This is a genomic window from Caulobacter sp. SSI4214, assembly GCF_012184455.1.
GTDB classification, from domain to species: Bacteria; Pseudomonadota; Alphaproteobacteria; order Caulobacterales; family Caulobacteraceae; genus Caulobacter; species Caulobacter vibrioides_E.
This window is the reverse complement of the sequence record NZ_SZWJ01000006.1, coordinates 49,801-73,067: the sequence shown is the minus strand read 5'-3', so window position 1 is coordinate 73,067 and position 23,267 is coordinate 49,801. Positions and strand designations below refer to the sequence as shown.

Sequence of the window (23,267 nt, the reverse complement as noted above, 5' to 3'; positions counted from 1 at the left end):
AGCCCTGCCGTGGACCTGACAAGCCCAAAACGCGCCAAGGCGCAGCTTGTTGCCAAACCTTTATAGGCCAACGTCTCGAGCGCGGCGAAACAGCGCGTTGATACGGCTTCCCCAGGGTTTTCGCGCGCTCCCGCGCCGTGGGCGGTCGGCCTTTAAGCTTGGTTAACGGATTGGGCGCACCAACGTGGTGAACCAATCCTTATCAGTGACTCGGGGCTCGGATGAGCGCGCTTTTGAAGCTGGAACAGCGCATGGCCTTCATGCGGTTCGACCAACGCGATCGCACCGCCTTGCGATCCATCAAGCCGGTGATCGACGCCGAGATCGGATCGGCGCTCGGCAAGTTCTACGACCAGGTCCGGGCCTTTCCCGAAACGCGGAGCAAGTTCAGAGACGACGCGCACATGGCCGGCGCGGAGCGCGCCCAGGCCGACCACTGGCGGCGGATCGTCCAAGCCGACTACGGCGAAACCTACATGCGCGATGTCGAGCGGATTGGCCGCGCCCACGTCAACGCCGATCTCGAGCCGCAGTGGTACATCGGCGGCTATGCCTTGGTGGCCGAAACGCTGATCCGCGCCGTGATCGGCAAGCGCGCCAAGAGCTTGTTCAACGCCGCCAAGTCCGACGCCGAGTTGGCCGACAGCCTATCGGCCCTGGTCAAGGCGGTGTTCCTCGACATGGAGCTGGCCATTTCCAGCTATCTGCGCATCCTCCAGGAGGAGCGAAACGCTCTGGAAACCGAGCGGGAGGTCGCCGAACGGCATCAGGCCCAGGCCGTCAAGGCGGTGGGCGAGGCCCTTGCGTGCTTGGCCAGCGGCGACCTGAGCGCGCGCGTTCAGGCGGAGCTGGCGCCCGAGTTCCAGAGCCTGGGCGCCGATTTCGAACAGGCGGTCGAATGCCTGACCGGCGCGATGCGCGCGGTGGAGCACTCGGCCGAGGGCATCCGCGCGGGCGTGGATGACATCGCTCGCAACGCCGAGGACCTGTCGCAGCGCACCGAACAGCAGGCGGCCACGCTGGAACAGACCGCCGCCGCCGTCGAGCAACTGACCGGCGCCGTCGGCAAGACGGCTCAGAGCGCGCGCGAAGTCTCCGCCCGCGTCGGCGAGGCGTCGGCCGAAGCTTCCCGCTCGGGCGACATCGTCACCCGCGCCGCCGAGGCCATGACCAAGATCGAGGCCCAGTCGCAGCAGGTGAACCAGATCCTGGGCATGATCGACGAGATCGCCTTCCAGACCAACCTCCTGGCCCTGAACGCCGGGGTCGAGGCCGCCCGCGCCGGGGACTCGGGCAAGGGCTTCGCGGTCGTCGCCCAGGAAGTGCGGGCCCTGGCCCAGCGCTCCGCCCAGGCCGCCAGCGACATCAAGTCCTTGATCACCGAGAGCAGTCGCCAAGTCAGCGAGGGGGTCGATCTCGTTGGCCAGACGGGCGAGGCGCTGCGGGGCATCGTCGACAAGGTGGGCGGCATCGACGAGCTGGTGAACGTCATCGCCGCTTCGGCCAGCGAACAGGCCACGGCCCTAGGCCAGGTCAACTCGGCCGTGAACCAGCTGGACCAGGTGACCCAGCGCAACGCGGCCATGGTCTCGCGATCGACGGAGGCGACCCACGCCCTGCGGGTCGAGGCGGCGGATCTGGCGAACCGCGTCGGCGCGTTCCGGTTGGGCGGTCGCGCCCAGATCGCCTCGCGAAGCTATCAGGAGCGTCCCGCCGAGAACGCCGTCCATGCCGCCCGCGCCCGTGTCGCGGCCTTCGCGCGTCCGGGGCGGTAGTCGCTAACCCGGCGGCGGCGCCGTCGAGGCGCGGTGGATCAGCTCGAAGGGCAGGAGCTCGTCCACCGGCCGTTCGGCGGCCGCGCCGCTTCGGGCCTGGCCGATCAGCAGCTTGGCGGCCACCGAGGCCATTTCCGCCACCGGCTGGCGCACCGTGGTCAACTGCGGCCGGCTGAAGCGCGCGCTGGGGCTGTCATCGAACCCCGCCACCGAGACGTCTCCGGGGGTCATCAGGCCCGCCTCGGCGATCGCCGCCATGCAGCCCAGCGCCATGTCGTCGTTGCTGGCGAAGATGGCCGTCGGACGATCGGGCAGGGCCAGCAGCGCCTTCGCCTGGTCGAGGCCGGACTGGAACGTGAAGTCGCCCTGACGCACCCAGCCGTCGGCGACCGGCAGGCCTAGACCCGTCATCGCTTCGAGATAGCCGTCGCGCCGGGCCTGGCTGGCGCCATAGCGCGGTTCCCCGACGATGAAGCCAATGCGCCTGTGGCCCAGCTTGGCTAGGTGCTCGGTCATTTCGCGAGCGGCGGCGACGTCATCCATATGCACCCGAGGACCCAGACCCTCGGCCCGCTCTGGACCGACGCGGACATAGGGCGTGCCCGCCTTGTCCAGCAGTTCCAGCACCACCGCGTTGTCCGAGGACGGCGGCGTCAGAATGACGCCGTCAGGCTTCAAGGCCGCGAGCAGGGCCGCGACCTCTTGCCGAACCCGAGGTCCTTCATGGTCGATCAGCTCGACCAGCAGATGATAGCCGGCTTCGCGACACTGCAGTGTGGCGCCCAGCTGGATGCGGCTGAGATAGTCGGCGCCGCGTTCGCTGCGCCAGTGGTCGATGGTCAAGGCCGCGTCGACGAAGACGGCGATGACGAACGAGCGCGAGCCAGCCAGGCTGCGCGCCGACAGGTTGGGGCTGTAGCCCAGGGCGCCGGCCGCCGCCAAGACGCGGTCCCGCATCGCGGGCCGGACGTTCGGCTCGTTGTTCATCACCCGCGAAACGGTCTTGATCGAGACGCCCGCTTTCGCGGCGACGTCGTAGATCGTCACCGAAGCCATCGATACGTCCCCCGAGACTCAGGCTCATGCGCTCAAACTAGAACCTGTCGCTCCCCAAGGGAAACTCCCCCGGCGAGAGGGCCTTGTGCGAGGGCGGACGGCCCGTCAGTGTGGGACCCAGCTGGCGCGACGTGAAGACGCCGGACATGGCAGGCGCCGAAACCGCGTTGGCTTTCGGTCGCCGCGCCGCGGGGGAGGCGTGATGGGGTTTGACGACCGGGCCCGGCCCAAGGAGCCGGTTCGCGCGAATTTCATCGCCGCCTACACCCTGGCTCAGATCGGGGCCTTCCTGTCTTTTCAGCCGCTTCTGCAAGTGCTGTTGCCGCTCAAGGCCGGCGCGATCGATCCGGCCAACAAGGCCGTGGTGCTCAGCCAGGTCACGTTCTATGGCGCGATCGTCGCCAGTGTCGCCAACCTGCTGGCCGGCGCGATCAGCGACCGCACGACCAGCCGCTTTGGACGTCGGAGGCCGGGGATCGTGGTCGGGGCGCTTGGCGCGGCGCTGGCCTATCTGGCGATCATGCAGGCGAAGACGCCGCTGGCGCTGATCGGCGGGATCATCCTGTTCCAGTTGACCTTCAACCTGTGCTTCTCGGCCCTGGTGGCGGTCATGCCCGACCGCGTGCCGGACCATCAGAAGGGCCTAGTCGCGGCGTTCCAGAGCCTCGGCAACCCGATCGGTACGGCGGCCGGCGCCGTACTGATCGGCGGGCTTCTGGTCACCGAAAGCTCCCGCTACGCGACGATCTCGGCCGTGCTGCTGCTGGGCTTGGCGCCGCTGGTGCTGGGCTTCAAGGACCCGCCGCTGCCGAAAGCCGACGCCCCGCCGTTCGACCTCGCCGGCTTTCTCAGGGGCCTTTGGGTGGACCCGCGCGAGCATCCCGACTTCGCCTTCGCGTGGCTTGGGCGGTTCATGGTGCTGGTCGCGCTCAGCCTGATCCAGAGCTACATGCTGTATTTCCTGCAGGACGCGATGGGCTATTCGCGCCTGTTTCCAGGGCAGCGCGCCGAGCAGGGGCTGGCGATCCTGACGGCGGTGTCGACGCTGTCGAACGTCGCCCTGGCGCTGGCGGGCGGGGTGCTGTCGGACCGTCTGAAGCGGCGCAAGTTGTTCGCCTGCGGGGCGGCCTTCACCATGGCCTTGGCCATGGCGGTGTTTTCGCTGAGCCCGCGGTGGCCGGTGATGGTGGCGGCCTACGCCGTGCTGGGCTGCGGGGCCGGGTGCTTCTACGCGGTCGATATCGCCATGGTGACCCAGGTGCTGCCCTCGCAGCGCGACACGGGCAAGGACCTCGGCGTGATCAACCTGGCCAATACCTTGCCCCAGGCTCTGGCGCCGGCCTTGGCGGTTTGGGCGCTCGGCCCGACGCATCTGAACTTCCACCTGCTGTTCCTGACCGCCGCGAGCCTGGCCATGGCTGGCGGTCTGGCGATCCTGCCGATACGAGGGGTGCGTTAGAGCGCGTCAGGTTTAGGTGTGAGCGGTCAAACCGCTCGAACGCGCTCTAAATAGTTGAATTCAGAGGTCGCCTTGCCGCAGTTTCGTGTCGTCACCGACCCCGGCGATCCCGCCGTCGCGCCGTTCAGGGCGATCAAGGAGCGGGACTTGGTCGGTCGCGAAGGGCTGTTCATCGCCGAGGGTGAAACAGTGTTGCGCGCCTTCGTCCGCGATGCGCCGGAGCGGGTGGTTTCGCTGCTGATCGATCCCAAGCGCCGGGACAAGCTGGCGGACGTATTCGAGGGACTGCCGGACGAGACGCCCGTCCATTTCGCCGACCAGGCGGTGGTGGACGCTATCGCCGGCTTTCACCTGCATCGCGGCGTGTTGGCGGTGGGCCGCAAGCCCTCGCCGATCGCCGCGCGCGACCTGCTGGCCGGCTTGCCGGAACAGGCGATCGTTCTGGTGCTCTGCGGCATCGCCAATCACGACAACATGGGCGGGCTCTATCGTAACGCCGCCGCCTTCGGCGTCGACGCTGTGCTGCTGGACGCCGACTGCTGCGATCCCCTGTATCGCAAGGCGATCCGAGTCTCGGTTGGCGCGGCGCTGTCGGTTCCGACCGCCCGACTGGCGCGGGGCGAGGACATCGCCGCTCTTCTCGCGGCCGCCGGCTTCGAGGGACTGGCGCTCAGCCCCGCCGCCAGCGAGATCCTGGCGCGCGTCAAGCCGGCCCCGCGCACCGCCGTGCTGCTGGGCGCCGAGGGGCCGGGTCTGGCGCCCGACCTGATGGCCAGGGCGCGCGCCGTCGGTATCCCCATGGCCAAGGGCTTTGATTCCCTGAACGTCGCCACGACCAGCGGGATCGTGCTTCACCACCTGCGCTTCGCCCAGGCGTAGGAAACCGGTTTCCAAAATTCGCCGGCGCGTTCTAGGCTCGGCGTGAACAACAACCCGTCAGAAGGCCATATCCATGCTGAACCGTCGCGGCGCCTTGGGAGCCTTCGTCACCGGCGCTCTAGCCTCGCTGGCGGCGCGCGGAGCGGAGGCCGCGACCTTGGACCAAGCCGATCCCACCGAAGTCATCGTCCTGTGGCCGGGCGGCGCGCCGGGCGGCGAAGGGGTCACCGTCGAGGAAAAGATCTTGGAGCGGAGCGGCCCCAACGGGCCGCGCGACCGCGCCCAGATCCACACCCGCACGCCGACCCTGGCCGTCTTCCGTCCGAAGATCGCGAACGGCGCGGCCGTGATGCTGATCCCGGGCGGCGGCTACGAGCGGGTCGTGGTGGACAAGGAGGGCTACGAGATGGGCCGGTGGCTGGCCGAGCGCGGCTACACCTGTTTCGTGCTGTTCTATCGGATGCCGGGCGACGGCTGGGCGGCGGGCGGCGACGCGCCTTTGCAGGACGCCCAGCGGGCCGTTCGCCTGATCCGCTCGAAGGCCCAGGCCATGGGCTTCTCTCCCGACCGCGTGGCGGTCATGGGCTTCTCGGCCGGCGGGCACCTGGCGGCCAACCTGACCACCCGGTTCGACGCGGCCACCTACGCGCCGATCGACGCGGCGGACCAGCTGACCGCCAAGCCCAGCCTGTCGGCGCTGATCTATCCGGTCATCACCCTGGACCTGTCCTTTGGCCACACGGGGTCGCGCAAGCAGTTGCTGAGCGGCCAGGCCGCGCCCGAGCGCGTGGTCGAGCTATCGCCCGAGAAGCAGGTGCGCGAAGGCCTTGGCCCGGTGTTTCAGGTCCACGCGGCGGATGACAAGGTCGTGCCGGTCGAGAACTCGCTGGCGATGTTCACGGCCTTGAAGGCCAAGGCCGTACCGACCGAGATGCACATCTTCGAGGAAGGCGGCCACGGCTTTGGCCTGCGCGCCACGCCCGGCAAACCGGTGGCGGCCTGGCCCGGCCTCTTCGAGACCTTCGCCAAGCGCCACGACCTGTGATCAGCAGGCGGCGTTCTCGCGCGACGTCCAGGCGGCGATTTCGGCCGCGCGGAACTTGATCCACTCGGCGCGGAGCACGGCGGGCCGCTTGCCATGGCGCTCGTCCAGGAAGTCGGCGCCGACCACGCGGTCGGTGCGAAAAGTGCGGAAGGCCTCGCGCAGTTCGCACCAGGCGATGATCATCCGCACCGTCTCGCGGTAACCCACGGTGACGGGCCAGATCACCCGCTCGCTGATCGCGCCGGCCTCGTCGCTGTAGTCGAGGCGGATCTTGCGACCCGCGTGGATCCAGGCCCGGACCTGGGCGACGTCGATGCGGTCGGCCTGCGGCTTCCAGGCCGGCGAGGCGGCGGCGGCCGGCTCCAGCACATAGGGCCGCAGACGGTCGGGGACGGCGGCCGCGATCTTGCTGATCAGGTCGCTGGCGGCCTTGGCCAGAACCGGGTCGCCGCGCCCCGCCACCCACTGCGCGCCCAGCACCGCCGCCTCGATCTCGTCGGGGGTCAGCATCAGCGGCGGCATGTCGAACCCGGCCTCCAGCACATAGCCGACGCCCGCCTCGCCGCGGATCGGGGCGCGCTGGCCGACCAGGGCGGCGATGTCGCGATAGACGCTGCGTTTCGAGGTCTCCAGCTCGGCGGCGATGGCGTCGGCGGTCACCGGCGCGCGGCTGCGGCGCAGGATCTGGATGATCTGGAAAAGGCGTTCGGCGCGTCTCATGGCGTCCGTTATCCGGCGGCGATGCTGACAACATGCTGGCAGTAGCGTGGCGGTAGCAAGTCGTCATCGCGACTTTGCACGAGGGAGAGGGTCATGATCACGCTGTTCGCCGCCGGAGAGGGCTTCGGTTTGCCGGAGATCAGCCCCTACGTCACCAAGACCGAGGTCCAGCTGAAGATGGCGGGGCTGCCCTACCGCAAGACCAAGGGCAGCCGCGAGACCGCGCCCAAGGGCCAGCTGCCGTGGATCGAGGACGCCGCCCAGGCCATCGGCGACTCGACATTCATCCGCGCGCATATCGAGCACAAGTACGGCGTCGATCTGGACACGGGCTTGTCGGGCAAGGAGCGCGCCCAGGCCTGGGCGATCGAGCGGATGATCGAGAACCAGCTGGGCTGGGTGTCGACCTATTTCCGCTTCCTGGAGCCGCGCAACTTCGCGCGGGGCCCTGGCCGCTGGTTCGATCAGGCCCCGGAGCACTTGCGCGACGACCTGCGCAAGGGGCTGCTGGAAGCGGTGGCGACCAATGTTCGGGCCGTCGGCGTCGGTCGCCACCTGCGCGAAGAGGTGATCTGGCTGGGCGGACTGTCGCTTCGGGCCCTGGATGAGCTGCTGGAGGACAAGGCCTATCTGATGCGCGACAGCCACCCGGTCGGCGTCGACGCGACGGCCTTCGCGATGCTGGCGGCCATGCTGACGCCGTTCTTCGACTCGCCCCTGCGCGACGAGGCCGAGCGCTATCCCAGGCTCGTCGGCTATGTCGGGCGGATGATGGCCGAGTTCTATCCGGCCCATCCCTGGAACCTGCGCCAGGCGGCTTGAAGCGCACCCTGTAACCTTCGCTCCCGTTCGCGCGAATAGCCGATCGCGCATCCCGCGCGAACGAGGAGGGCAGGGCGTTGGCCATCAATGGCGACTATCCGCAACCCGTCACGGTGAATGGCTTTTCGTGCAAGAACTGCACGGACGTCGATTACGCCAAGAAGCACATCGACCCGGCTCATCCCCAGGATGGTCCCTATGGAATCAACGCCAAGGACCATGAAAAGCCCAAGCTCTCGGCGCTGGAGGATCCGACCGCCCGCCGGGATTGGACCCAACCAGGCCAAGCGCTGAAGCTCCAGGTCTGAGACCGCTAACAGATTGGTCGAATAAGTTTGGCGATATTGGTAAGGCCATTTCCTGTTGCGGGACTGGCCAATTTCGTTAGTGTGCTGACGCGCGACGGAATGGAGTCTCCGCTCCGTGTAACGCGTGCTCGTCGACCACGGACGCTGCGTATCTTGCGCCCAACCTCCTCCCGGGGCCGGTGGACGATGGCGGCCGGAGTCCTCCCTCCGGTCGCCCCGACGCGTTTCGCGCGTCCTGGTAAGGCCACTGGGCGTCGGGCATGGCTTGTGAGCCGGCGGGACGCGCTGTAGTCCTTGCGGAACGCGCGTCGATCCTCGGCGCCTCCCGCGGCCGTTTTCAAGATGTCGACTTCCTCGCCGGACGCTCCGCCCACCGATTCCAGGCTCTATCAACAGGTGGCCGCCGCGATCAGCGGGGCGATCGCCGATGGAACCTACCAGCCGGGCCAGCGCCTGCCGTCCGAGCGCGATCTGGCCGACGAGTTCGGCGTCTCGCGTCCGACCGTGCGTCGCGCCGTGATCGCCCTCGAGATGCGTGGCCTGCTGGAGGCCCGCCAGGGCTCCGGCGTCTATGTTCGCCTGGACCAGCCGCCGCCGCCGGTGAAGGACCTCGATATCGGAGCCTTCGAGCAGGCCGAGGCCCGTCGTCTGTTCGAAGGCGAGGCGGCGGCTCTGGCGGCCACCCTGATCACCGATGAAGAGTTGGCCTATCTCGAAACCCTGGTCACCGAGATGAACAGCGAGGAGGCCACCAAGGAGCAGTCCGAGCTGGCCGACCGCCAGTTCCACATCTCGATCGCGGCCGCCACGCGCAACAACGCCGTCGTTCGCATCGTCGAGAACACCTGGGACCTGCGCTACCGTTCGCGCCTTTGCATGCAGATGCTGGAAAAGGCCCGGCACGTGCGCAAGCGGCCGCTGAAGGACGAACACCAGGAGATCGTCGAGGCCCTGCGCACCCGCGACCCCAAGGCCGCGCGCGGCGCCATGCAGGCGCATCTGGGCGGGCTGATCGAGAACCTGCTGCTGACCGCCGAGCTGGAAGCCATCGAGCGCACGCGCGAGAGCCTGGCGGCCAAGCGCGAGGAAATCGCCCTCCGCGCCGCCAGCGCCGCGAAGTAGGTCCCTTCCTCAAAAAAAAGCGCCGGATCCGTGGGGGATCCGGCGGCAGGAGGGGACTTGGAGACGCGGGCGCGTTCAGCCCTAGAAGTTTACGTCCACGCGCGCGCCGAAGTAGCGGAAGGCGTCGCGACCGGGCAGCCAGGTCAGGCCCTGCGCCGTCGGGATAGCCGGATTGCTGTAGCCAGAGGTGGTGTTGCCGAGCCCCTGGGCATAGCGCTTGTCGAGCAGGTTGTTCGCGAAGATCGAGAGCTTGTAGCGGTCCTTCAGGTCGGTGACGCCCAGGCTCAGATCCATGACGCCATAGGCCTTCTGGATTGTTCGCGGGTCTTGGCTCAGCGAGAAGTTCACGTCGTCCTGCCAGCGATAGGCGACGCCGACGAAGCCCTTGAATGGCATGCCCGGCAGGTCGATGTCGTACTGGCCGCCGATGTTGAACTTGAACTTCGGCGTGTTGTTCAGCCGCTGGCCATGCAGGTTCTGAACGCGGCCATTGGTGCGCGGGGTTGAATAGCATTCGCCCGGCGCGCCGACATATCCCGGGTCGGTGCTGGCGGTGGTGACTTGGCCGCCGTAGCAAGGGCCGTTCGGAAAGCTCTGAACCGTGGCGTCGGTGTAGGCGAAGGCGCCGTTCAGGCGCAGATTGCGCGTGACGCGGGCCACGCCGTCGATCTCGACCCCTTGGGTTCGCAGATGGCCGACGCTGTTTAGGAAGGTCAGGAAGGTGCCGTCCGGCAGGAACGAGGTCACCGACGTCTGGAAGCCGCGATAGTCGGCGCGGAACAGGGTGGCGTTGAGGTAGACGCGGCGATCGAACAAGCTGCTCTTGAAGCCGATCTCGTAGTTCTTGGCGGTCTCGGGCGGCACCGGCATCTGGGCGGCGATCGCGGCGTTGAACGTGCTGACCAGGTCGTAGGCCTGGCCCTTGTAGCCCGTCGAATAGGTCGCGAAGGTCATGATATCCGGCGTGACCTTGTACTGAAGTCCGATCTTGCCGGTGACGGCGTCGTCCTGGTTGGCGCCGGCGAACAGTTGGTGGCTGGTGGGCGCGCCGATGGCGGTGCTGGCGAAGATCGTCTTGTCGAACGCGTAGCTGATCTTCTGGCGGTTGGCCCGCAAGCCGCCGGTCAAGCTCAGCTTGTCGGTCACGTCGAAGGTGGCGTTGGCGTAGGCCGAATAGTTCTGGTTGGTGCTTTCAGCCAGATAGCGCGCCAGCTGCAGCACCGGGCCGCGATCCAGGAAACGGTCCAGGTCATTGCGGGCGTACCAGAGACCGGCGACATAGCGCAGGCGCGTGTCGCCGGGCGAGGTCAGGCGGAATTCCTGGGTCCAGCTGTCGGCGTGGAAATAGCCGTGGATCGACGCGCCGCTATTGACGCCCGAGGGGCTGGCGACCGGGAAGCCCAGCAGGAACGGCAGGTCGGTGCCGTCGATGTCCTGGAAGTCCAGCATCTTCCAATGGTCGTGCGAGGTGATCGACGACAGGGTGTGGCCCTTCAGGAGAGAGCCGTCGCCGAAGGCGTAGTCGATGCGGCCGGTCGTACCGAAGACGTCTGAATTGCCGCCGCCGATCCGATCGTCGGCGCGAACGAAATGGTTGTTCTTGTCGATCGTGATCCCGCGCAGCGCCAGGGAGGCGGGGAAGGCTGGCTCCCCCTGATAGTTCAGGCCCGGCGTCAGTTCGCTGATCGGGCTGACACAGCAGCTCGAGACGTTATGGTTATAGCGCGGGGCCAGACTGACCGTCAGTTGATCGGTCGGCGTCCAGACCAGCTTGGCCGTGGCGGTGAAGCCCGCGCTGCCATTGACGTTCTTGCCGGTGGTCAGGTTCTTGACGTTGCCGTCGTAGTCGCTCTTGGCGACGGTCAGGCGCATCAGCAGGTTGTCGCGCACCGGACCCGAGACGGTGAAGCCGATGCGCTTTTCGCCGTCGTCGGTGGCCAGCAGCATGGCCTTGCCGGAGAATTCCTTGGTCGGGGCGGCGGTGGCGATGTTCAGCACGCCGGCGATGGCGCTCTTGCCGAACAGCGTGCTTTGCGGCCCACGCAGCACTTCCACCCGCTCGACGTCGATCAGGTCCTTGAAGGCGGCGGCCTGGAAGCCGACCGGCACGTCGTCGATCACCACCGCGACGTCCGATTCGACGGCGATGCCGTTCGAGAAGGTTCCGATGCCGCGCATGTTGATGCTGAAATTGCCGGGCTGGCTGCCGTAGTTGATCACCAGACCCGGCGACAGCTTCACCAGATCGCCCAGTTCGCGGACGTTGTTGCGCTCCAGCACGTCGGCGGTGACGGCCGTGACCGAGACGGGAACGTCCTGCAGGCGCTCGGCCCGCTTAGTGGACGTGACGATGATCTCTTCCAGCTGGGTGTCGCTGTTCGCGGCCGCCTGGGTCTGGGCGAGCGCCGCTCCGGGCGCGATCGCCAGCACGGCCGCGGCCGTGGAGACGAGTAGCATCGATCGCATGTGTGTCATGGTCCTGGACTTCCCCGCGTGTCGCTCGCCGGTTCGCGCCGACGATTGAATTGGTATGTCCAACTGATGACTCATGGCCTAGCCAATTGTCAAGTGACGGCCTTGTTCGGCGCGATGTGGTCTGGCTGATTGATTTCGTTGGCCAATATCGCCGGGTTGGCGACGGAAAGGCGGTCGGGGGACGTTGGAGGCGTGATCGGCCTTTACGGCATCGCGGTCAGATTGGTAATGTCGGTTTAGAAACCAATGAACCTGTGGGAGGGCGAATGCGGATCAAGCAGCGGCCACGCTTGGATTTGACGGTCGGCGCGCGTTCGCCTCGCGGGCGTCGGCGATGAGCGTCGCCATGGATTATCGCGAGAGCGCGGACCGGGCGGGGATGAGCCGCATGACCGCGCGCGAACTGCGCGACACCTTCGTCATCGACGGCCTGTTCCAGCCCGGACAATTGCGTCTCAGCTATCTGGAGGTCGAGCGGGCGGTGGTGGGCTCGGCCATGCCCGTCGACGCGCCGCTGATTCTGCCGTCCGACAAGGCGCTGGCGGCGCGGTTCTTCTGCGAGCGGCGCGAGGTCGGCGTCATCAATATCGGCGGCCCCGGCTCGGTGATGCTCGATGGCCAGCGCCACGACCTGGATCGTCGCGACAGCCTCTATATCGGCCGCGGGGTCGAGTCCGTCAGCTTCGCCAGCGACGATCCGGCCGACCCGGCCCGCTACTATTTCGTCAGCTATCCGGCCCACGCCAGCCACCCCAGCAAGCGGGTGCGTCGCGACGAGGCCCGCGTGATCTTCGCCGGGGAGGCGTCGGCCGCCAACCGTCGGGTGATCCGCCAGAGCATCCGCCCCGGCATCGTCGACACCTGCCAGCTGGTCATGGGCTTCACCGAGCTGGAAAGCGGCAATGTCTGGAACACGATGCCGCCGCACACCCATCGTCGGCGCAGCGAGATCTACATGTATTTCGACGCCGCCCCGGGGCGCGTCATGCACCTGATGGGTGACCCCGCCGAGCCGCGCGCGGTGTTCATGGACGATGGCGAAGCGGTGTTCTCGCCCAGTTGGTCGATCCATAGCGGCGTCGGCACCGGGGCCTATAGCTTCGTCTGGTCGATGGGCGGCGAGAACTTGGAATTCGACGACATGGACGTGCTGGCCGTGTCGGACCTTGGCGTGGGCGCGGGGACGGGAGAGGGGGCCAAATGAGCTTGAAGACCTTGCTGAAGGCCGCGGCGACCGCCGTCGCGCTGTGCGTCGCCGCGCCGGCCCTGGCCGCGCCGCGCGCCGCCGCCCCCGCCGTGGTCGGCGTACCGGTCGCCTCGGTCGACACCGTCGGCCGCCAGGTCGCCGCCTGGCAGCTGCGGCACATGGACAAGTTCGACTACGTCCCGGTCAATCAGTTCCGCAAGGACACGGCGGCGCCGCGTAACTGGATTCAGGCGGCGTTCTATATCGGCCTCTACACCTTCGCCGACGCGGTTCAGGATCCCTATCTGGCCAGCGCGGTGATCCAGCATGGCGAGGCCGAGGGCTGGGGCTTCGACGGGCGACCGCGTCACGCGGACGCCGACGCGATCGGCGCGGCCTGGGTCTGGGCCGCCGCCCGCACGCGCGATCCCGCCAAGCTGACGCCGATCCGCGCCCGCTTCGACGCGGTGCTGGCCAATCCGTCCACGGTGTCGCTGGATTTCGAGCCCAAGCCGGAGAAAGGCGATCCTTATTGCCAGGCGCGCTGGTGCTGGAGCGATGCGATCTTCATGGCGCCGCCCACCTGGGTGGCGCTGTCCAAGGTCAGCGGCGACAAGCGCTATCTGGAGCACGCCGATCGCGAGTTCTGGGCGACGACCGACTATCTCTACGACAAGACCGACCACCTGTATTTCCGCGACAGCCGTTTCATCCGGCAACGCAGCGATGCGGGTCAGAAGATCTTCTGGGGGCGCGGCAATGGCTGGGCCTTCGCCGGGATCGCGCGAATCCTGCAGGACCTGCCCGCCAACCATCCGAGCCGCAAGAAGTACGAAGCGATCTTCAAGCAGATGGCCGAACGGATCGCCGCCTTGCAGGGCGAGAGCGGCTATTGGCCCGTCTCGCTGCTGGAGCCGCAAAAGACGCCCGAGACCAGCGGCACGGGCTTCTTCGTCTACGGCCTGGCCTGGGGCGTGAACCATGGCCTGCTGCCGCGCGCGCGCTACGATCGGGTGATCGACAAGGGTTGGAAGGCCCTCGCGGCGGCGGTCGAGCCGGACGGGCGCCTGGGTTGGGTGCAGCGCGTCGGCGCCGCGCCCGATAAGGTTGGCCGTGATGACACCCAGCTCTACGGCGTCGGCGCCTTCCTGCTGGCGGCCAGCGAGGTTCGCGCCCTGGCGCAAGCTTCCCAAGGCCAGGCCACGCGCTAAGATGGCGCTTCAGAATCTCAAGCGAGGGTTGATGCGCGGCGCGCCGGATCCCCAGAAACTGTACCAGCAGGTGGCGCGCTCGATCGCGGCCTCGATCGCCGAGGGACGCTATGCGCCCGGGGATCGCTTGCCGTCGGAACGGGGGCTGGCCGACTCGTTCGGGGTCAGCCGTCCCACGGTCCGCGACGCGATGATCGCGCTGGAGTTCCAGGGATTGGTCGAGGCTCGTCAGGGCTCGGGCGTCTATGTCATCGCGCGCGGCAAGTCGGAGGACGATGCGGCGGAGCCGGAGATCAGCGCCTTGGAACTGACCGAGGCTAGGCGATTGTTCGAAGGCGAAGCCTGCGCCCTGGCTGCGGCGGCGGTCAGCGACGAGCAGGTGGCGGCCTTGGAGCGCATGGCCCGCGACATGGCCAGCCTGGCCGCCACCGAGGAGGGCGAGCGGCTGGAGCATGACTTCCATCTGTCCGTGGCCCACGCCACCCGCAACGCCGCCATCGTCGCGGCGGTCGAGGAAATCTGGACGCTGCGCCGCCAATTCCCCGACTGCGCCGGCCAGCTGCGCCGCGTGCGCCTGGCCGCGCCGGAGGTCTTCGCCGAGGATCATCGCAGCATTGTCGCCGCCTTGCGCGATCGCGATCCCAAGGAAGCGCGCCGGGTGATCCACGAGCATCTCAACCGCACGGTCGAGGCTTTGCTGGCCATGGCCGAGCGCGACGCCCTGGAACGCACCCGGCTGGAAATGGCGGAGCGCCGCGACGAATTGCTGCGTCGCACCGCCATCTGACGTTGTCCATGGCCGCTCCCTGTCCTCCGGCGCGATAATTCGCCGCATGAATCAAGGCCTTGCCGTCGCGGGCCGACGCGTGTTGACCTGCCTTGAGCGAATCAGGGGGTTTTTGATGTCGGACAAGCTGGCGCCCGCGAACGTCGAGACAGTGCTGAAGGCGATCTCGTCGGAGATGTCCATCGCGGCCGTGGCCTGCGGTCACCTGGACGTGGCCCTGGGCAAGCTGCTGGAAGTGGTGCCGTCCGAGCACCGGATGTCGGTGCTGCAGGAACTGCACATGGTCGACCTCCTCGCGCAGCACGTCACCGCCCTGACGGACTTCACCGGCAACCTGTCGCAGCAGCACGGCCAAGGCGTCCTGGAAGTCAACGACGCCCTTTCGGCGATCACTCTGGGCGATGTCGCCGCCCGGCTGCGCGCGGGAATCGCGGCTCAGCCCTGACCGGTCCGCCAGTCGGCGCCGGTGGCGGCGAACAGGCGGATCGCGTCGACCAGACGCTGGCCCTCCGCGCGCGATCGGGCCGAGCGGGCCGCGTTCAGCGTGCGTTGAGCATCGGTCACCTCCAGCAAGGTGCCGCCGCCCTTATCGAACGCCAGACGGGCCAAGCGCAGCCGTTCGCTCGCCTGCTGTTCGGCGCGTTGCTGGGCGGCCAGCGCGGTTTCGTCCGCCGAAAGGGCCGACAGCGCGTCGGCGACCTGTCCGAACGCCTTGAGCACGGTCTCTTGATAGCGCGCGCTGGCGGCGCGGGCGGCCTCGCGCGCCCGCTGACGACGCGCCTTCAACGCGCCGCCGTCGAAGATCGGCGCCGTCAGGCTCGGGCCCAGAGCCCAGCCACTGGCGTCATAGGAGAACAGATCGCCCGGCTTCAGCGCCCCCTGGGTCAGGGACGCGGTCAGGCGGATGTTCGGATAGAGGTCCGCGGTCGCCACCCCGATATCGGCCGTGGCCGCGTGGAGCTCGGCCTCGGCGGCCAGAATGTCCGGACGCTGGCGCACGATCCGCGAGGGCAGGGCGACGGGCACGGGCGCGCTCAGGGCCAAAGTCGACAGGTCGAAGGTCGGGGCGCTCCAGTCGGCGGGCGCCTTGCCGACCAACACGGCCAGCGCGTGACGCGCGGCGGCCAGCTCGCCTTGCAGGGCGGGCAGTTGGGCGCGGTCCTGTTCCAGCTGGCTGGCGGCGGCGACATTTGCCAGGTTCGTCGAGCCGCCCAGGGCATTGGCCTTGCGGACGAGCTCGATATTGGCCTGGTCGTCGGCGATCATCTTTTCCACGCAGGCGATCTGGGCGCGCAGGGTGGCGATGGTCGCCGCCTGCAGGGCGACATTGGCGGTGAGGCTGAGATAGGCCGCCTCGGCGCGCCGGCCCTCCGCCTCGGCCCTGGCCGCCGCGCCTTCGATCCGGCGCCGGTTGGCGCCCCAGAGATCAAGGTCGTAGCTGACCGCGCCGCCGACCGAGTAAAGGCTGAAGGTCGGGTTGCTCAGCTTGATGTCGCCAAATCCGGTGAAGCCGAAGGCTTGCAGGTTGGCGCGCTGCCGGGTGAGGCCGGCGTTGCCGCTGACCTGCGGGCCCGCCACGCCCCGCGCCTCGGCCAGGGCCGAGGAAGCCTGGGCCAGGGTCGCGTCGGCCTCGGCGAGCGTGGGGCTGTCCTTGAGGGCCTGGCGGATGACCGCGTCCAGCTCGGGCGAGCCCAGAGCCTTCCACCAGGGGCCGGCGACGGTCGCGCCGGGATCGAGGCGCGCGGCGTTGGGCGCGGTCTCGCCCGCGCCGAGCGCCGAAGCGGTCTTGGGCGCGTCGGGCTTCTCGAAGTTCGGTCCCACCGTCGCGCAGGCGGTCAGGGAGGTGGCCGCCAGAAGGGCGGCGAGCAGCTTAGTGGTCGGCGACATTGACGGCCTTGGCCCCCTGTTTCGGGGTTCGCATGAGGAGAATGAGCGGCGCGCAGGCGATGGTGATCACCAGCATCAGCCGGAAGTCGTCCAGATAGGACAACATGGCGGCCTGGCGGCCTATGGTCCCGTTCAGGGCCGCCAAGGCCGCGTCCGTCGAGAAGGCCGTCGGCGCGTAGGCCTGGTAGAGCGGATTGTCCGGCCGTGCGTGCTCGACGAGAACCGCGTGGTGCTTCTCGACGCCGCTGACGAACAGGGCCTGCATGATCGAGATGCCGGCGGCCGAGCCGATGTTGCGGATCAGCGTGAACAGGCCCGCGCCCTCGGCGCGAAACTGCGGCGCGACCTTGGCGAAGGCGATGGTGCTGAGCGGCACGAAGATCAGCCCCGTGCCCGCGCCGGACAGGAAGCCCGAGGTGATCAAGAGCGTGGTGTCCATCTCGAGATTGTAGTGACTCATCTGCCAGAGCGAGATCGCGCTGACGGCTAGGCCGATGGTCAGGATCAGCTTGATGTTCATTCGGCTCATCAGCTGGCCCACCGTGAACATCGCGATGAACGAGCCCAACCCCCGAGGCATCGACACAAGGCCGGTGAAGGCCACGGGATAGCCCAGCAGCGTCTGCATCAGCGGCGGAAGCAGGGAGAGCGTGCTGTAGAGCAGGATGCCGATAAAGAAGCCGAAGATACAGCACGTGACGAAGTTGCCATCGGCCAGCAGTTCGCGGGCCACGAAGGGCTTCTCGGCCGTGGCTAGTTGCACGCCGAAAATCCAGATGGCGATAACCGCCACGATCAGCTCGGTCCAGATCTCCGTCGAGCCCAGCCAGTCCTGGCTCGGGCCGCGGTCCAGCATCAGCTGGAAGGCGCCGATGGCGACCGCGAGAGCGAGGAAGCCCAGGGTGTCGAAGCGACGCTTCTCGGCGCTCTTCTTCTCCGACAGGAAAAAGAAGACGCCGCAAAAGGCCAGAATACCGATCGGCAGGTTGATGAAGAACACCCACCGCCAGTCGAGATTGTCGGTCAGCCAGCCGCCCAGGCCCGGGCCGAGCAGCGGACCCAGCACCGCGCCGGCGCCCCAGACGGCCATGGCCTGGCCGTGGCGCTCGGGCGGGTTGATGTCCAGCAGAACGGCCTGTGACAACGGGATCAGCGCCGCGCCGAACAGGCCCTGCAGCAGGCGGAACAGCACGATCTCGACCAGGTTGCCGGCGATCCCGCATAGCATCGAGGCGACGGTGAAGCCGATGATCGAGACGATCAGCACCATCTTCCGTCCCATCCGCTCGGTCAGGAAGCCGGTCAGCGGCGTCATGATCGTCGAGGCCACGATGTAGGAGGTCAGCACCCAGGTGATCTGGTCGGTCGAGGCCGAGACGCTGCCCTGGATGTGGGGCAGGGCGACGTTGGCGATCGTCGTGTCCAGTGAGATCATGATCGTCGCCAGCATCACCGAGATCGTGATCGGGATCCGGTTGGCGACGTCACGCGCGTGGCCGTCTTGGGACATCCTAGCGACCCGACCGGACGTCGACCTTGACCTTGGCGCTGAGGCCCGCGCCGAGATTGGCGGGGGCGGCCTCGTCAAGCGCCAGGCGCACGGGCACGCGCTGGACCACCTTGACCCAGTTGCCGGTGGCGTTCTCGGCCGGCAGCAGGGCGAAGCTGGAGCCGGTGCCGGGACTGAAGCTCTCGACGTGGGCCTTCAGCGCCTTGTCATAGGCGTCGACCTTGACCGTCGCCGGCTGACCGATGCGCATGTGGGCCAACTGGTCTTCCTTGAAGTTGGCCTCGATCCACGGCTTGCCCGAGATCAGCCAGAACAGCGGCTTGGACTGCTCGACGCGCTGGCCGACCTGCAGCTGTTCGACCTTGGCGACGACCCCGTCGCTCGGCGCGATCACGGCGGCGTAGGAGCGATCCAGCTTGGCGCGCTCCAGGCGGGCCTGCGCCTCCAGGACCTTGGGTTGGCGATCCGCCGGCGTGTCGGCCCGGCCGCCCAGATCGGCCAGGGCCGCGGCGACCTGCTGCTGGACCACGGCGATCTGGCGCTGGGCTTGGTCGGCCGCGTGCTTGGCCTCGTCCGCCTGCGCCTTGGTGGCGACGCCGGCGGCGGCGAGATCGCGCTGGCGGGCCGCTTCACGCTGGGCGTAGCCGAAGGTTTCCCGCGCGGCGGCCAGGTCTGCCAGGCGCTGGTCGTAGATGGCGCGGCGACCCTGGACGTCGAAGCGGGCCTGGGCGAGGGCGGCCTCGGCTTCGGACACGGCGACCTGATAGTCGGCCGGATCCAGGCGGAACAGCACCTGACCCTTCTTGACCGGCTGGTTCTCGCGGACGTCGATCTCGGTCACGCGACCGCCGATGCTGGCGCTGATCGCCGTGCGGCTGGCCTGGACATAGGCGTTGTCGGTGGTTTCCGACTTGCCGCCCGTCAGGATGACGACGCCGACGCCGACCAGGATCAGGACCGGTACGCCAATCATCAACGGCCAGCGCAGCCTTTGACCCAAGGTCCTTTTTCGGCGGCGACCCGCCAGGTCGACTTCCGCGTCGGCGATAGCCTCGTAGCCTTCAGCGTCGCTCACGCGCTGCTCCAACTGTCTTTGGGTTTTGGGGAATCCTCGGGGCTCGTTCGGTCGCGAACCCTCGCCGCGAAATAGGACTCCGCCTGTCATGATGGAAATGATATATTTTCACAACAGCCATGAATCCCATGAATTTTAGAACCGCCGATCTGAACCTGTTCCGGGTCTTCGTCACTCTGCTGGAAGAGAAGAACGCGACAAGAGCCGGCGAGCGTCTTGGCCTTTCGCAATCGGCGGTCAGCCACGCGCTGCGCCGCCTGCGCGAAATGGTGCGCGACGACCTCTTCGTGCGCGGGCAGACAGGCTTGAGGCCGACGCCGCGCGCGCTGGAGATCGCCGATGCGGCCCGCACGGCTCTCAAGCTTCTGGAAACGGCGGTGACCGCCCAAAGGTTCGATCCCTCCGTGGATCACCACGCTTTTCATATCGCGGCCGGGAGTTACATCTCCTACGTCCTGGGGCCGCTGATCGCCGAACGCGTGCTCGCGCTGGCCCCGAACGTCCAGGTTCACTTCCGCAATCTCTACGCGGGCATGACCGAGGATCTGGATACTGGCGCGCTGGACATGGTGATCGGCTGCTTCGAGGCGATCCCCGGGCGTTTCAGCTATCGCCAGCTCTTCGAGGAGACGGGCGTCTGGGTGGCTCGGGTGGGCCATCCCGCCTTTGTCGACGGCGTCAGCTACGAGGTTCTGGCAGGTCTGCCGCATCTGGCGGTCACGGGCGGCAATGACGATCCCGATCGCACGTCCGCGGGGCACCTCGGCCTTCGCCGCGTCACCTCGTGGGGCGAGCGCTATGCTCTGGGCGAAGAGCCGCCGCGACCTTTCTCGGTGCAGGACTCCTTCAGCGCGCTCAACATGGTCGGTCGCTCGGACATGGTCTGTGTTCTTCCCCGGCGGCTGGCCGAGTTGGCTGCCGAGCGCGGCAAGGTGATGATGATCGAGCCGCCTGTCGCTCCTTCGCCGACGCCGTTCGGCGCGGTGTTGCGGGCGACGGATGGCCCGGGCTCGCCCAATGACTGGTTGCTGAGCGTCTGCCAGGCGGCCGCCGCGACGCTATAGAGGAGCGGATGGGACCGCGACGGGCGGTCGAAAGGCGGCCAGGCCGGTCAGCTCGTGATAGACGCCCATCAGCCGCTCGAAGGCGGCGGGCCAGCTGTAGTGGCGGGCGACGTGCTTGCGCGCCGCCGACCGCAGGGCGTCCTGGTCGCGGGCGAACAGGCGGCGGGCGGCCCGCGCCAAGGCCTCGGGCGAGCCATCCGAGGCCAGCTCGCCGGCCGACACGTCGACCACCTCGCCGATGCCGCCGGCGTCGATTCCGACGACGGGGGTCCCGCAGGCCATGGCCTCGAGGGCGATCAGACCCAGGGTCTCGGACGGATTGGCGTGGATCAGGGCGTCGGCCGCGCCCAGCCACAGCGCCAGGCGATCGGAGTCGGCCTCGAAGGGCAGGGCCAGCACCTGCTGGTCCCGCGCGAAGCGGTCGCCGCATCCGATCAGCAGGAGTTTGACCTGAGGTCCGAGTTGCCGGACCGCCTCGACCAGCACGTCGACGCGCTTTTCCGGCGCCGGCCGTCCCGCGAAGACCAGCAGGCGGTCGTCCTTGGCCAGGCCCAGCTGGTGGCGCAGGCGATGGGACGCCTCGGGCGTCGGCCGGAAGACCTCGAGATCGACGCCGAGCGGCATCACGGCGACCCGGTCGAAGCCGACGTCGCGCAAGGTCGTGGCGGCGGACTGGCTGGGCGCGAGCAACAGGTCGAATCCATCGCAGAGGCGAGCGGTCGCCCGCCGCGCGGCGGGACCGGTCCAGGCTCCGAAGCGCACGCGGGCCAGGGCGGTCAGGTCGCTATGGAAAAACCCGACGACCGGCACGTGCAGTCGCCGCCCGGCCTCGCGCGCGGCGAAGCCCGGCACATAAGGGTCGCCCGCCTCGATCAGGTCGGGTTGCTCGGCGACGATACGATCGACCCAGGCCGAGCGGCGCAGCGGCAGTCGATAGCCGCCGCTGAGGGGCAGGGGCGGACAGCGCACGTAGCCCAGGCCGGGTCCCGGGGCGCCGGTCTTCCGTCCGGGGACGATGATCGTGTGACGCAGATCGGGCCGCGCGCGGGCGATCCACGCGCTCTTCTCCGAGAGATAGCGTCGGACCCCGCCGCTGGCGGGGGCATAGAACATGGTCGTGTCGACGAGGCGCGCCGACCGTGGCGACGTTTGCATCCGATGCGCGGCTCCCGATCGTCCGGCGCGATTCGGATCAATGGTTAAGCTCATTGTGCGGCGCTAGCGTGACCAAAGCCCTGTATCGGTAAGGAACGCGCAAACTTGGCTTTGGCTCCGCCACGCGCGGACAAGAAATAACGACCGGCGGCGGCCAGGGTTGTGGCGTTATGAATCCGTCAAGAGCCGCTGCTACCGGGGGCCGCGCGAAAACGATCCTGACATTGTTGAGCGATTGGGTGCCATCGTCCGAAGCCCTCGAAATCGACGCGCAGCGTCGGCCGCTGATGCGGTTTCTCTCGCGCCATGTGCGCGATGAAAGCGTGCGCGAGGATCTGGTGCAGGAGAGCCTGGTCCGCCTGCTCGTCTTCTCCCGCCGCCAGACGATCGAGAATTTCGCCGCGGCGGCGCGGTTCATCGCCTGGAACGTGATGCGCGATCACTTTCGTCGCCATCGTCGAACCTCGGCCGAGCCGCTAGACCAGGATTACAGCGGTGACGCGCCGTTGCCCGACCAGGTCCTGCTGCACAAGCAGAGACTCCAAAGGTTTATCGAGCTGCTCGACCAGATGCCGCCACTTCGCCGGGAAGTCTTTATCCGCCGCCGCCTGCACGGCCAAAGTCATGCCGAGATTGCCCAGGCCCTGGACCTGACGCAGGATGCCGTGGAAAAGCACATCGTGCGGGGTATGAGGCAGCTGGGCGAAGCGATCGATCTTAAATGAATCGGGCCTTGAAAGACCAAATCGCGGATCAGGCCGCGCGTTGGCTGGACTGCGGCGACCAGGAGGGTCTTCGCGACTGGCTGGACGCCGCGCCCGAGCATCGGCGCGCCTATGGCCAGCTGGATCAGGTGATGCGCGATCCGGCCTTGGCCGAAGCCCTGACGGTTCACGCCGCCCGATCGAAGCCGTCACGGCCAAGGCCCGCCATGCGATGGACGCCGGTACTGGCGGCCGCGGGCGTGGCCGGCCTCGCCGTTCTGGCGACGCTGGCCCTGCCGCAATCGAGGCCGACGCCGCGAGCGGCCGCGCCCCAGACGGTGATCGCGACCGCCGCCGGCCAATCGCGGATGGTGACCCTGGCGGACGGCAGTCGGATCTATCTCAACGGCGACACCAAGCTGGGCCTGACCAAGCAGGCGGGCGGGCGCCAGGCGCGCCTGATCCAGGGCGAGGCGCTGTTCGACATTCGCCATGATCCGTCTCGCCCGTTCACCGTGACGCTAGACCACGGCGCCGTGACCGATCTCGGGACGGTGTTCAATGTGAACATCGTGGGCGATCAGACCGCCGTGCAGGTCTATTCCGGCAAGGTGCGTCTGAATGGCGACACCGGTTCGGCGATGCTGGACGGCCGTCAGCAGGCGGACCTGACCCAGGGCGTGGTGAGCCCCGTTAGCACCTTCGACGTGCGCGCGAAGGACTGGCGGGACGGCTGGATCGAGCCGCGTGACTGGCCCCTCGCCCGCGTCGTCGAGGCGTTGAGGCGACGCAGCGGCGTCGCCATCGTCATCGCCAGCCCTCAGCTGGCGACCAAACGCATCACGGGCCGCTTGCGGCTGGACGAGCCGCGAGAAGAACTCGCCGCGCTCGCCGAACTGCATGGCTTTGTCGTCCGTGAGCGGAATAAAGAGCTTGTGCTCGCCGCGCGCTGAGCCGCGCGACCTTAAAAATCAACGAAAATACGGTGTCCGGTTTCACCGGACGCCAGCGTCGTAACTCCCGTTAG

Annotated in this window: 20 protein-coding genes and 1 pseudogene; 14 read left to right on the top strand and 7 right to left on the bottom strand. The window is 67.9% G+C overall.

Annotated features, from left to right (window positions below; all coding sequences use genetic code 11):
* Window positions 1–221: 221 nt before the first annotated feature.
* Window positions 222–1,772, top strand: a pseudogene (locus FCU40_RS03270) (globin-coupled sensor protein); the annotation flags it as partial.
* A gap of 6 nt (window positions 1,773–1,778) precedes the next feature.
* Here FCU40_RS03270 and FCU40_RS03265 read toward each other — a convergent pair.
* Complete coding sequence (locus FCU40_RS03265) at window positions 1,779–2,831, bottom strand: LacI family DNA-binding transcriptional regulator (protein ID WP_168072896.1); 1,053 nt, start codon at window positions 2,829–2,831, stop codon at window positions 1,779–1,781.
* Window positions 2,832–3,033: 202 nt separating this feature from the next.
* Between FCU40_RS03265 and FCU40_RS03260 the strand changes: the two genes are divergently transcribed.
* From FCU40_RS03260 to FCU40_RS03250, 3 genes are all read left to right on the top strand, one after another.
* Entirely contained in the window at window positions 3,034–4,290 is a 1,257-nt protein-coding gene (locus FCU40_RS03260; protein WP_168072895.1) for an MFS transporter, read from the top strand.
* A gap of 72 nt (window positions 4,291–4,362) precedes the next feature.
* Window positions 4,363–5,169 carry an RNA methyltransferase gene (locus FCU40_RS03255; protein ID WP_168072894.1) on the top strand — a complete coding sequence of 269 codons (807 nt, stop codon included), beginning with the start codon at window positions 4,363–4,365 and terminating at the stop codon, window positions 5,167–5,169.
* Window positions 5,170–5,242: 73 nt separating this feature from the next.
* Window positions 5,243–6,214 carry an alpha/beta hydrolase gene (locus FCU40_RS03250; protein ID WP_168072892.1) on the top strand — a complete coding sequence of 324 codons (972 nt, stop codon included), beginning with the start codon at window positions 5,243–5,245 and terminating at the stop codon, window positions 6,212–6,214.
* On the opposite strand, the gene FCU40_RS03245 is transcribed toward FCU40_RS03250, so the two are convergent.
* Window positions 6,215–6,934: a YafY family protein gene (locus FCU40_RS03245; RefSeq protein ID WP_004617621.1), complete on the bottom strand. Its 720-nt coding sequence runs from the start codon at window positions 6,932–6,934 to the stop codon at window positions 6,215–6,217.
* Window positions 6,935–7,027: 93 nt separating this feature from the next.
* On the opposite strand from FCU40_RS03245, the gene FCU40_RS03240 reads away from it, so the two are divergent.
* The 3 genes from FCU40_RS03240 to FCU40_RS03230 all read left to right on the top strand — a co-directional run bounded on the left by FCU40_RS03240 (window position 7,028) and on the right by FCU40_RS03230 (window position 9,186).
* Window positions 7,028–7,756 carry a glutathione S-transferase family protein gene (locus tag FCU40_RS03240; RefSeq protein WP_004617619.1) on the top strand — a complete coding sequence of 243 codons (729 nt, stop codon included), beginning with the start codon at window positions 7,028–7,030 and terminating at the stop codon, window positions 7,754–7,756.
* Between the two features lie 77 nt (window positions 7,757–7,833).
* Window positions 7,834–8,064 (top strand): hypothetical protein, encoded by a 231-nt coding sequence (locus FCU40_RS03235; protein WP_004617616.1) that lies wholly within the window; start codon window positions 7,834–7,836, stop codon window positions 8,062–8,064.
* Window positions 8,065–8,406: 342 nt separating this feature from the next.
* A complete protein-coding gene (locus FCU40_RS03230) occupies window positions 8,407–9,186 on the top strand; it encodes a FadR/GntR family transcriptional regulator (RefSeq protein WP_035017068.1) in 780 nt (259 codons plus the stop codon).
* Between the two features lie 81 nt (window positions 9,187–9,267).
* On the opposite strand, the gene FCU40_RS03225 is transcribed toward FCU40_RS03230, so the two are convergent.
* Window positions 9,268–11,661, bottom strand: coding sequence for a TonB-dependent receptor (locus FCU40_RS03225; RefSeq protein WP_241693540.1), 2,394 nt, complete (start codon window positions 11,659–11,661; stop codon window positions 9,268–9,270).
* Between the two features lie 334 nt (window positions 11,662–11,995).
* Between FCU40_RS03225 and kduI the strand changes: the two genes are divergently transcribed.
* The 4 genes from kduI (at window position 11,996) to FCU40_RS03205 (ending at window position 15,290) form a co-directional block, all read left to right on the top strand.
* Window positions 11,996–12,865, top strand: a complete 870-nt coding sequence (kduI, locus tag FCU40_RS03220) for a 5-dehydro-4-deoxy-D-glucuronate isomerase (RefSeq protein ID WP_241693539.1) — start codon at window positions 11,996–11,998, stop codon at window positions 12,863–12,865.
* Window positions 12,862–14,058 carry a glycoside hydrolase family 88 protein gene (locus FCU40_RS03215; protein WP_168072890.1) on the top strand — a complete coding sequence of 399 codons (1,197 nt, stop codon included), beginning with the start codon at window positions 12,862–12,864 and terminating at the stop codon, window positions 14,056–14,058. Before kduI ends, FCU40_RS03215 begins: the two co-directional genes overlap by 4 nt.
* Window positions 14,059–14,089: 31 nt before the next feature.
* Window positions 14,090–14,845, top strand: a complete 756-nt coding sequence (locus FCU40_RS03210) for a FadR/GntR family transcriptional regulator (protein WP_004617608.1) — start codon at window positions 14,090–14,092, stop codon at window positions 14,843–14,845.
* A gap of 115 nt (window positions 14,846–14,960) precedes the next feature.
* A complete protein-coding gene (locus tag FCU40_RS03205) occupies window positions 14,961–15,290 on the top strand; it encodes a hypothetical protein (RefSeq protein WP_168072889.1) in 330 nt (109 codons plus the stop codon).
* Here the strand turns inward: FCU40_RS03205 and FCU40_RS03200 are convergent.
* Genes FCU40_RS03200 through FCU40_RS03190 form a run of 3 tightly spaced genes read right to left on the bottom strand, consistent with a single transcriptional unit; the run spans window position 15,281 to window position 19,317 of the window.
* On the bottom strand, window positions 15,281–16,732 hold the full coding sequence (locus tag FCU40_RS03200) for an efflux transporter outer membrane subunit (protein WP_168072887.1): 1,452 nt from the start codon (window positions 16,730–16,732) through the stop codon (window positions 15,281–15,283). The two genes, FCU40_RS03205 and FCU40_RS03200, sit on opposite strands and share 10 nt — an antisense overlap.
* On the bottom strand, window positions 16,716–18,242 hold the full coding sequence (locus tag FCU40_RS03195; protein WP_168072885.1) for a DHA2 family efflux MFS transporter permease subunit: 1,527 nt from the start codon (window positions 18,240–18,242) through the stop codon (window positions 16,716–16,718). Before FCU40_RS03195 ends, FCU40_RS03200 begins: the two co-directional genes overlap by 17 nt.
* A gap of 1 nt (window position 18,243) precedes the next feature.
* Window positions 18,244–19,317, bottom strand: coding sequence for an HlyD family secretion protein (locus FCU40_RS03190; RefSeq protein WP_168072883.1), 1,074 nt, complete (start codon window positions 19,315–19,317; stop codon window positions 18,244–18,246).
* 128 nt (window positions 19,318–19,445) lie between these two features.
* Here FCU40_RS03190 and FCU40_RS03185 point away from each other — a divergent pair, with 128 nt between their 5' ends.
* Window positions 19,446–20,381, top strand: a complete 936-nt coding sequence (locus FCU40_RS03185; RefSeq protein WP_168072882.1) for a LysR family transcriptional regulator — start codon at window positions 19,446–19,448, stop codon at window positions 20,379–20,381.
* Here the strand turns inward: FCU40_RS03185 and FCU40_RS03180 are convergent.
* Window positions 20,376–21,536 (bottom strand): glycosyltransferase, encoded by a 1,161-nt coding sequence (locus FCU40_RS03180; protein WP_168072880.1) that lies wholly within the window; start codon window positions 21,534–21,536, stop codon window positions 20,376–20,378. The two genes, FCU40_RS03185 and FCU40_RS03180, sit on opposite strands and share 6 nt — an antisense overlap.
* A 227-nt stretch (window positions 21,537–21,763) precedes the next feature.
* On the opposite strand from FCU40_RS03180, the gene FCU40_RS03175 reads away from it, so the two are divergent.
* Together FCU40_RS03175 and FCU40_RS03170 are read left to right on the top strand one after the other, a co-directional pair.
* A complete protein-coding gene (locus FCU40_RS03175; RefSeq protein ID WP_168072878.1) occupies window positions 21,764–22,261 on the top strand; it encodes a sigma-70 family RNA polymerase sigma factor in 498 nt (165 codons plus the stop codon).
* Window positions 22,262–22,269: 8 nt separating this feature from the next.
* A complete protein-coding gene (locus tag FCU40_RS03170; RefSeq protein WP_168072877.1) occupies window positions 22,270–23,193 on the top strand; it encodes a FecR domain-containing protein in 924 nt (307 codons plus the stop codon).
* Window positions 23,194–23,267: the final 74 nt, after the last annotated feature.

Coding starts and splice junctions, on each gene's coding strand:
- FCU40_RS03230 (WP_035017068.1), top strand. CDS start 8,407: ATGTCGACTTCCTCGCCGGACGCTCCGCCCACCGATTCCAGGCTCTAT.
- FCU40_RS03245 (WP_004617621.1), bottom strand. CDS start 6,934: ATGAGACGCGCCGAACGCCTTTTCCAGATCATCCAGATCCTGCGCCGC.
- FCU40_RS03215 (WP_168072890.1), top strand. CDS start 12,862: ATGAGCTTGAAGACCTTGCTGAAGGCCGCGGCGACCGCCGTCGCGCTG.
- FCU40_RS03210 (WP_004617608.1), top strand. CDS start 14,090: ATGCGCGGCGCGCCGGATCCCCAGAAACTGTACCAGCAGGTGGCGCGC.
- FCU40_RS03225 (WP_241693540.1), bottom strand. CDS start 11,661: ATGACACACATGCGATCGATGCTACTCGTCTCCACGGCCGCGGCCGTG.
- FCU40_RS03185 (WP_168072882.1), top strand. CDS start 19,446: ATGAATTTTAGAACCGCCGATCTGAACCTGTTCCGGGTCTTCGTCACT.
- FCU40_RS03250 (WP_168072892.1), top strand. CDS start 5,243: ATGCTGAACCGTCGCGGCGCCTTGGGAGCCTTCGTCACCGGCGCTCTA.
- FCU40_RS03200 (WP_168072887.1), bottom strand. CDS start 16,732: ATGTCGCCGACCACTAAGCTGCTCGCCGCCCTTCTGGCGGCCACCTCC.
- FCU40_RS03260 (WP_168072895.1), top strand. CDS start 3,034: ATGGGGTTTGACGACCGGGCCCGGCCCAAGGAGCCGGTTCGCGCGAAT.
- FCU40_RS03180 (WP_168072880.1), bottom strand. CDS start 21,536: ATGCAAACGTCGCCACGGTCGGCGCGCCTCGTCGACACGACCATGTTC.
- FCU40_RS03265 (WP_168072896.1), bottom strand. CDS start 2,831: ATGGCTTCGGTGACGATCTACGACGTCGCCGCGAAAGCGGGCGTCTCG.
- FCU40_RS03205 (WP_168072889.1), top strand. CDS start 14,961: ATGTCGGACAAGCTGGCGCCCGCGAACGTCGAGACAGTGCTGAAGGCG.
- kduI (WP_241693539.1), top strand. CDS start 11,996: ATGAGCGTCGCCATGGATTATCGCGAGAGCGCGGACCGGGCGGGGATG.
- FCU40_RS03195 (WP_168072885.1), bottom strand. CDS start 18,242: ATGTCCCAAGACGGCCACGCGCGTGACGTCGCCAACCGGATCCCGATC.
- FCU40_RS03240 (WP_004617619.1), top strand. CDS start 7,028: ATGATCACGCTGTTCGCCGCCGGAGAGGGCTTCGGTTTGCCGGAGATC.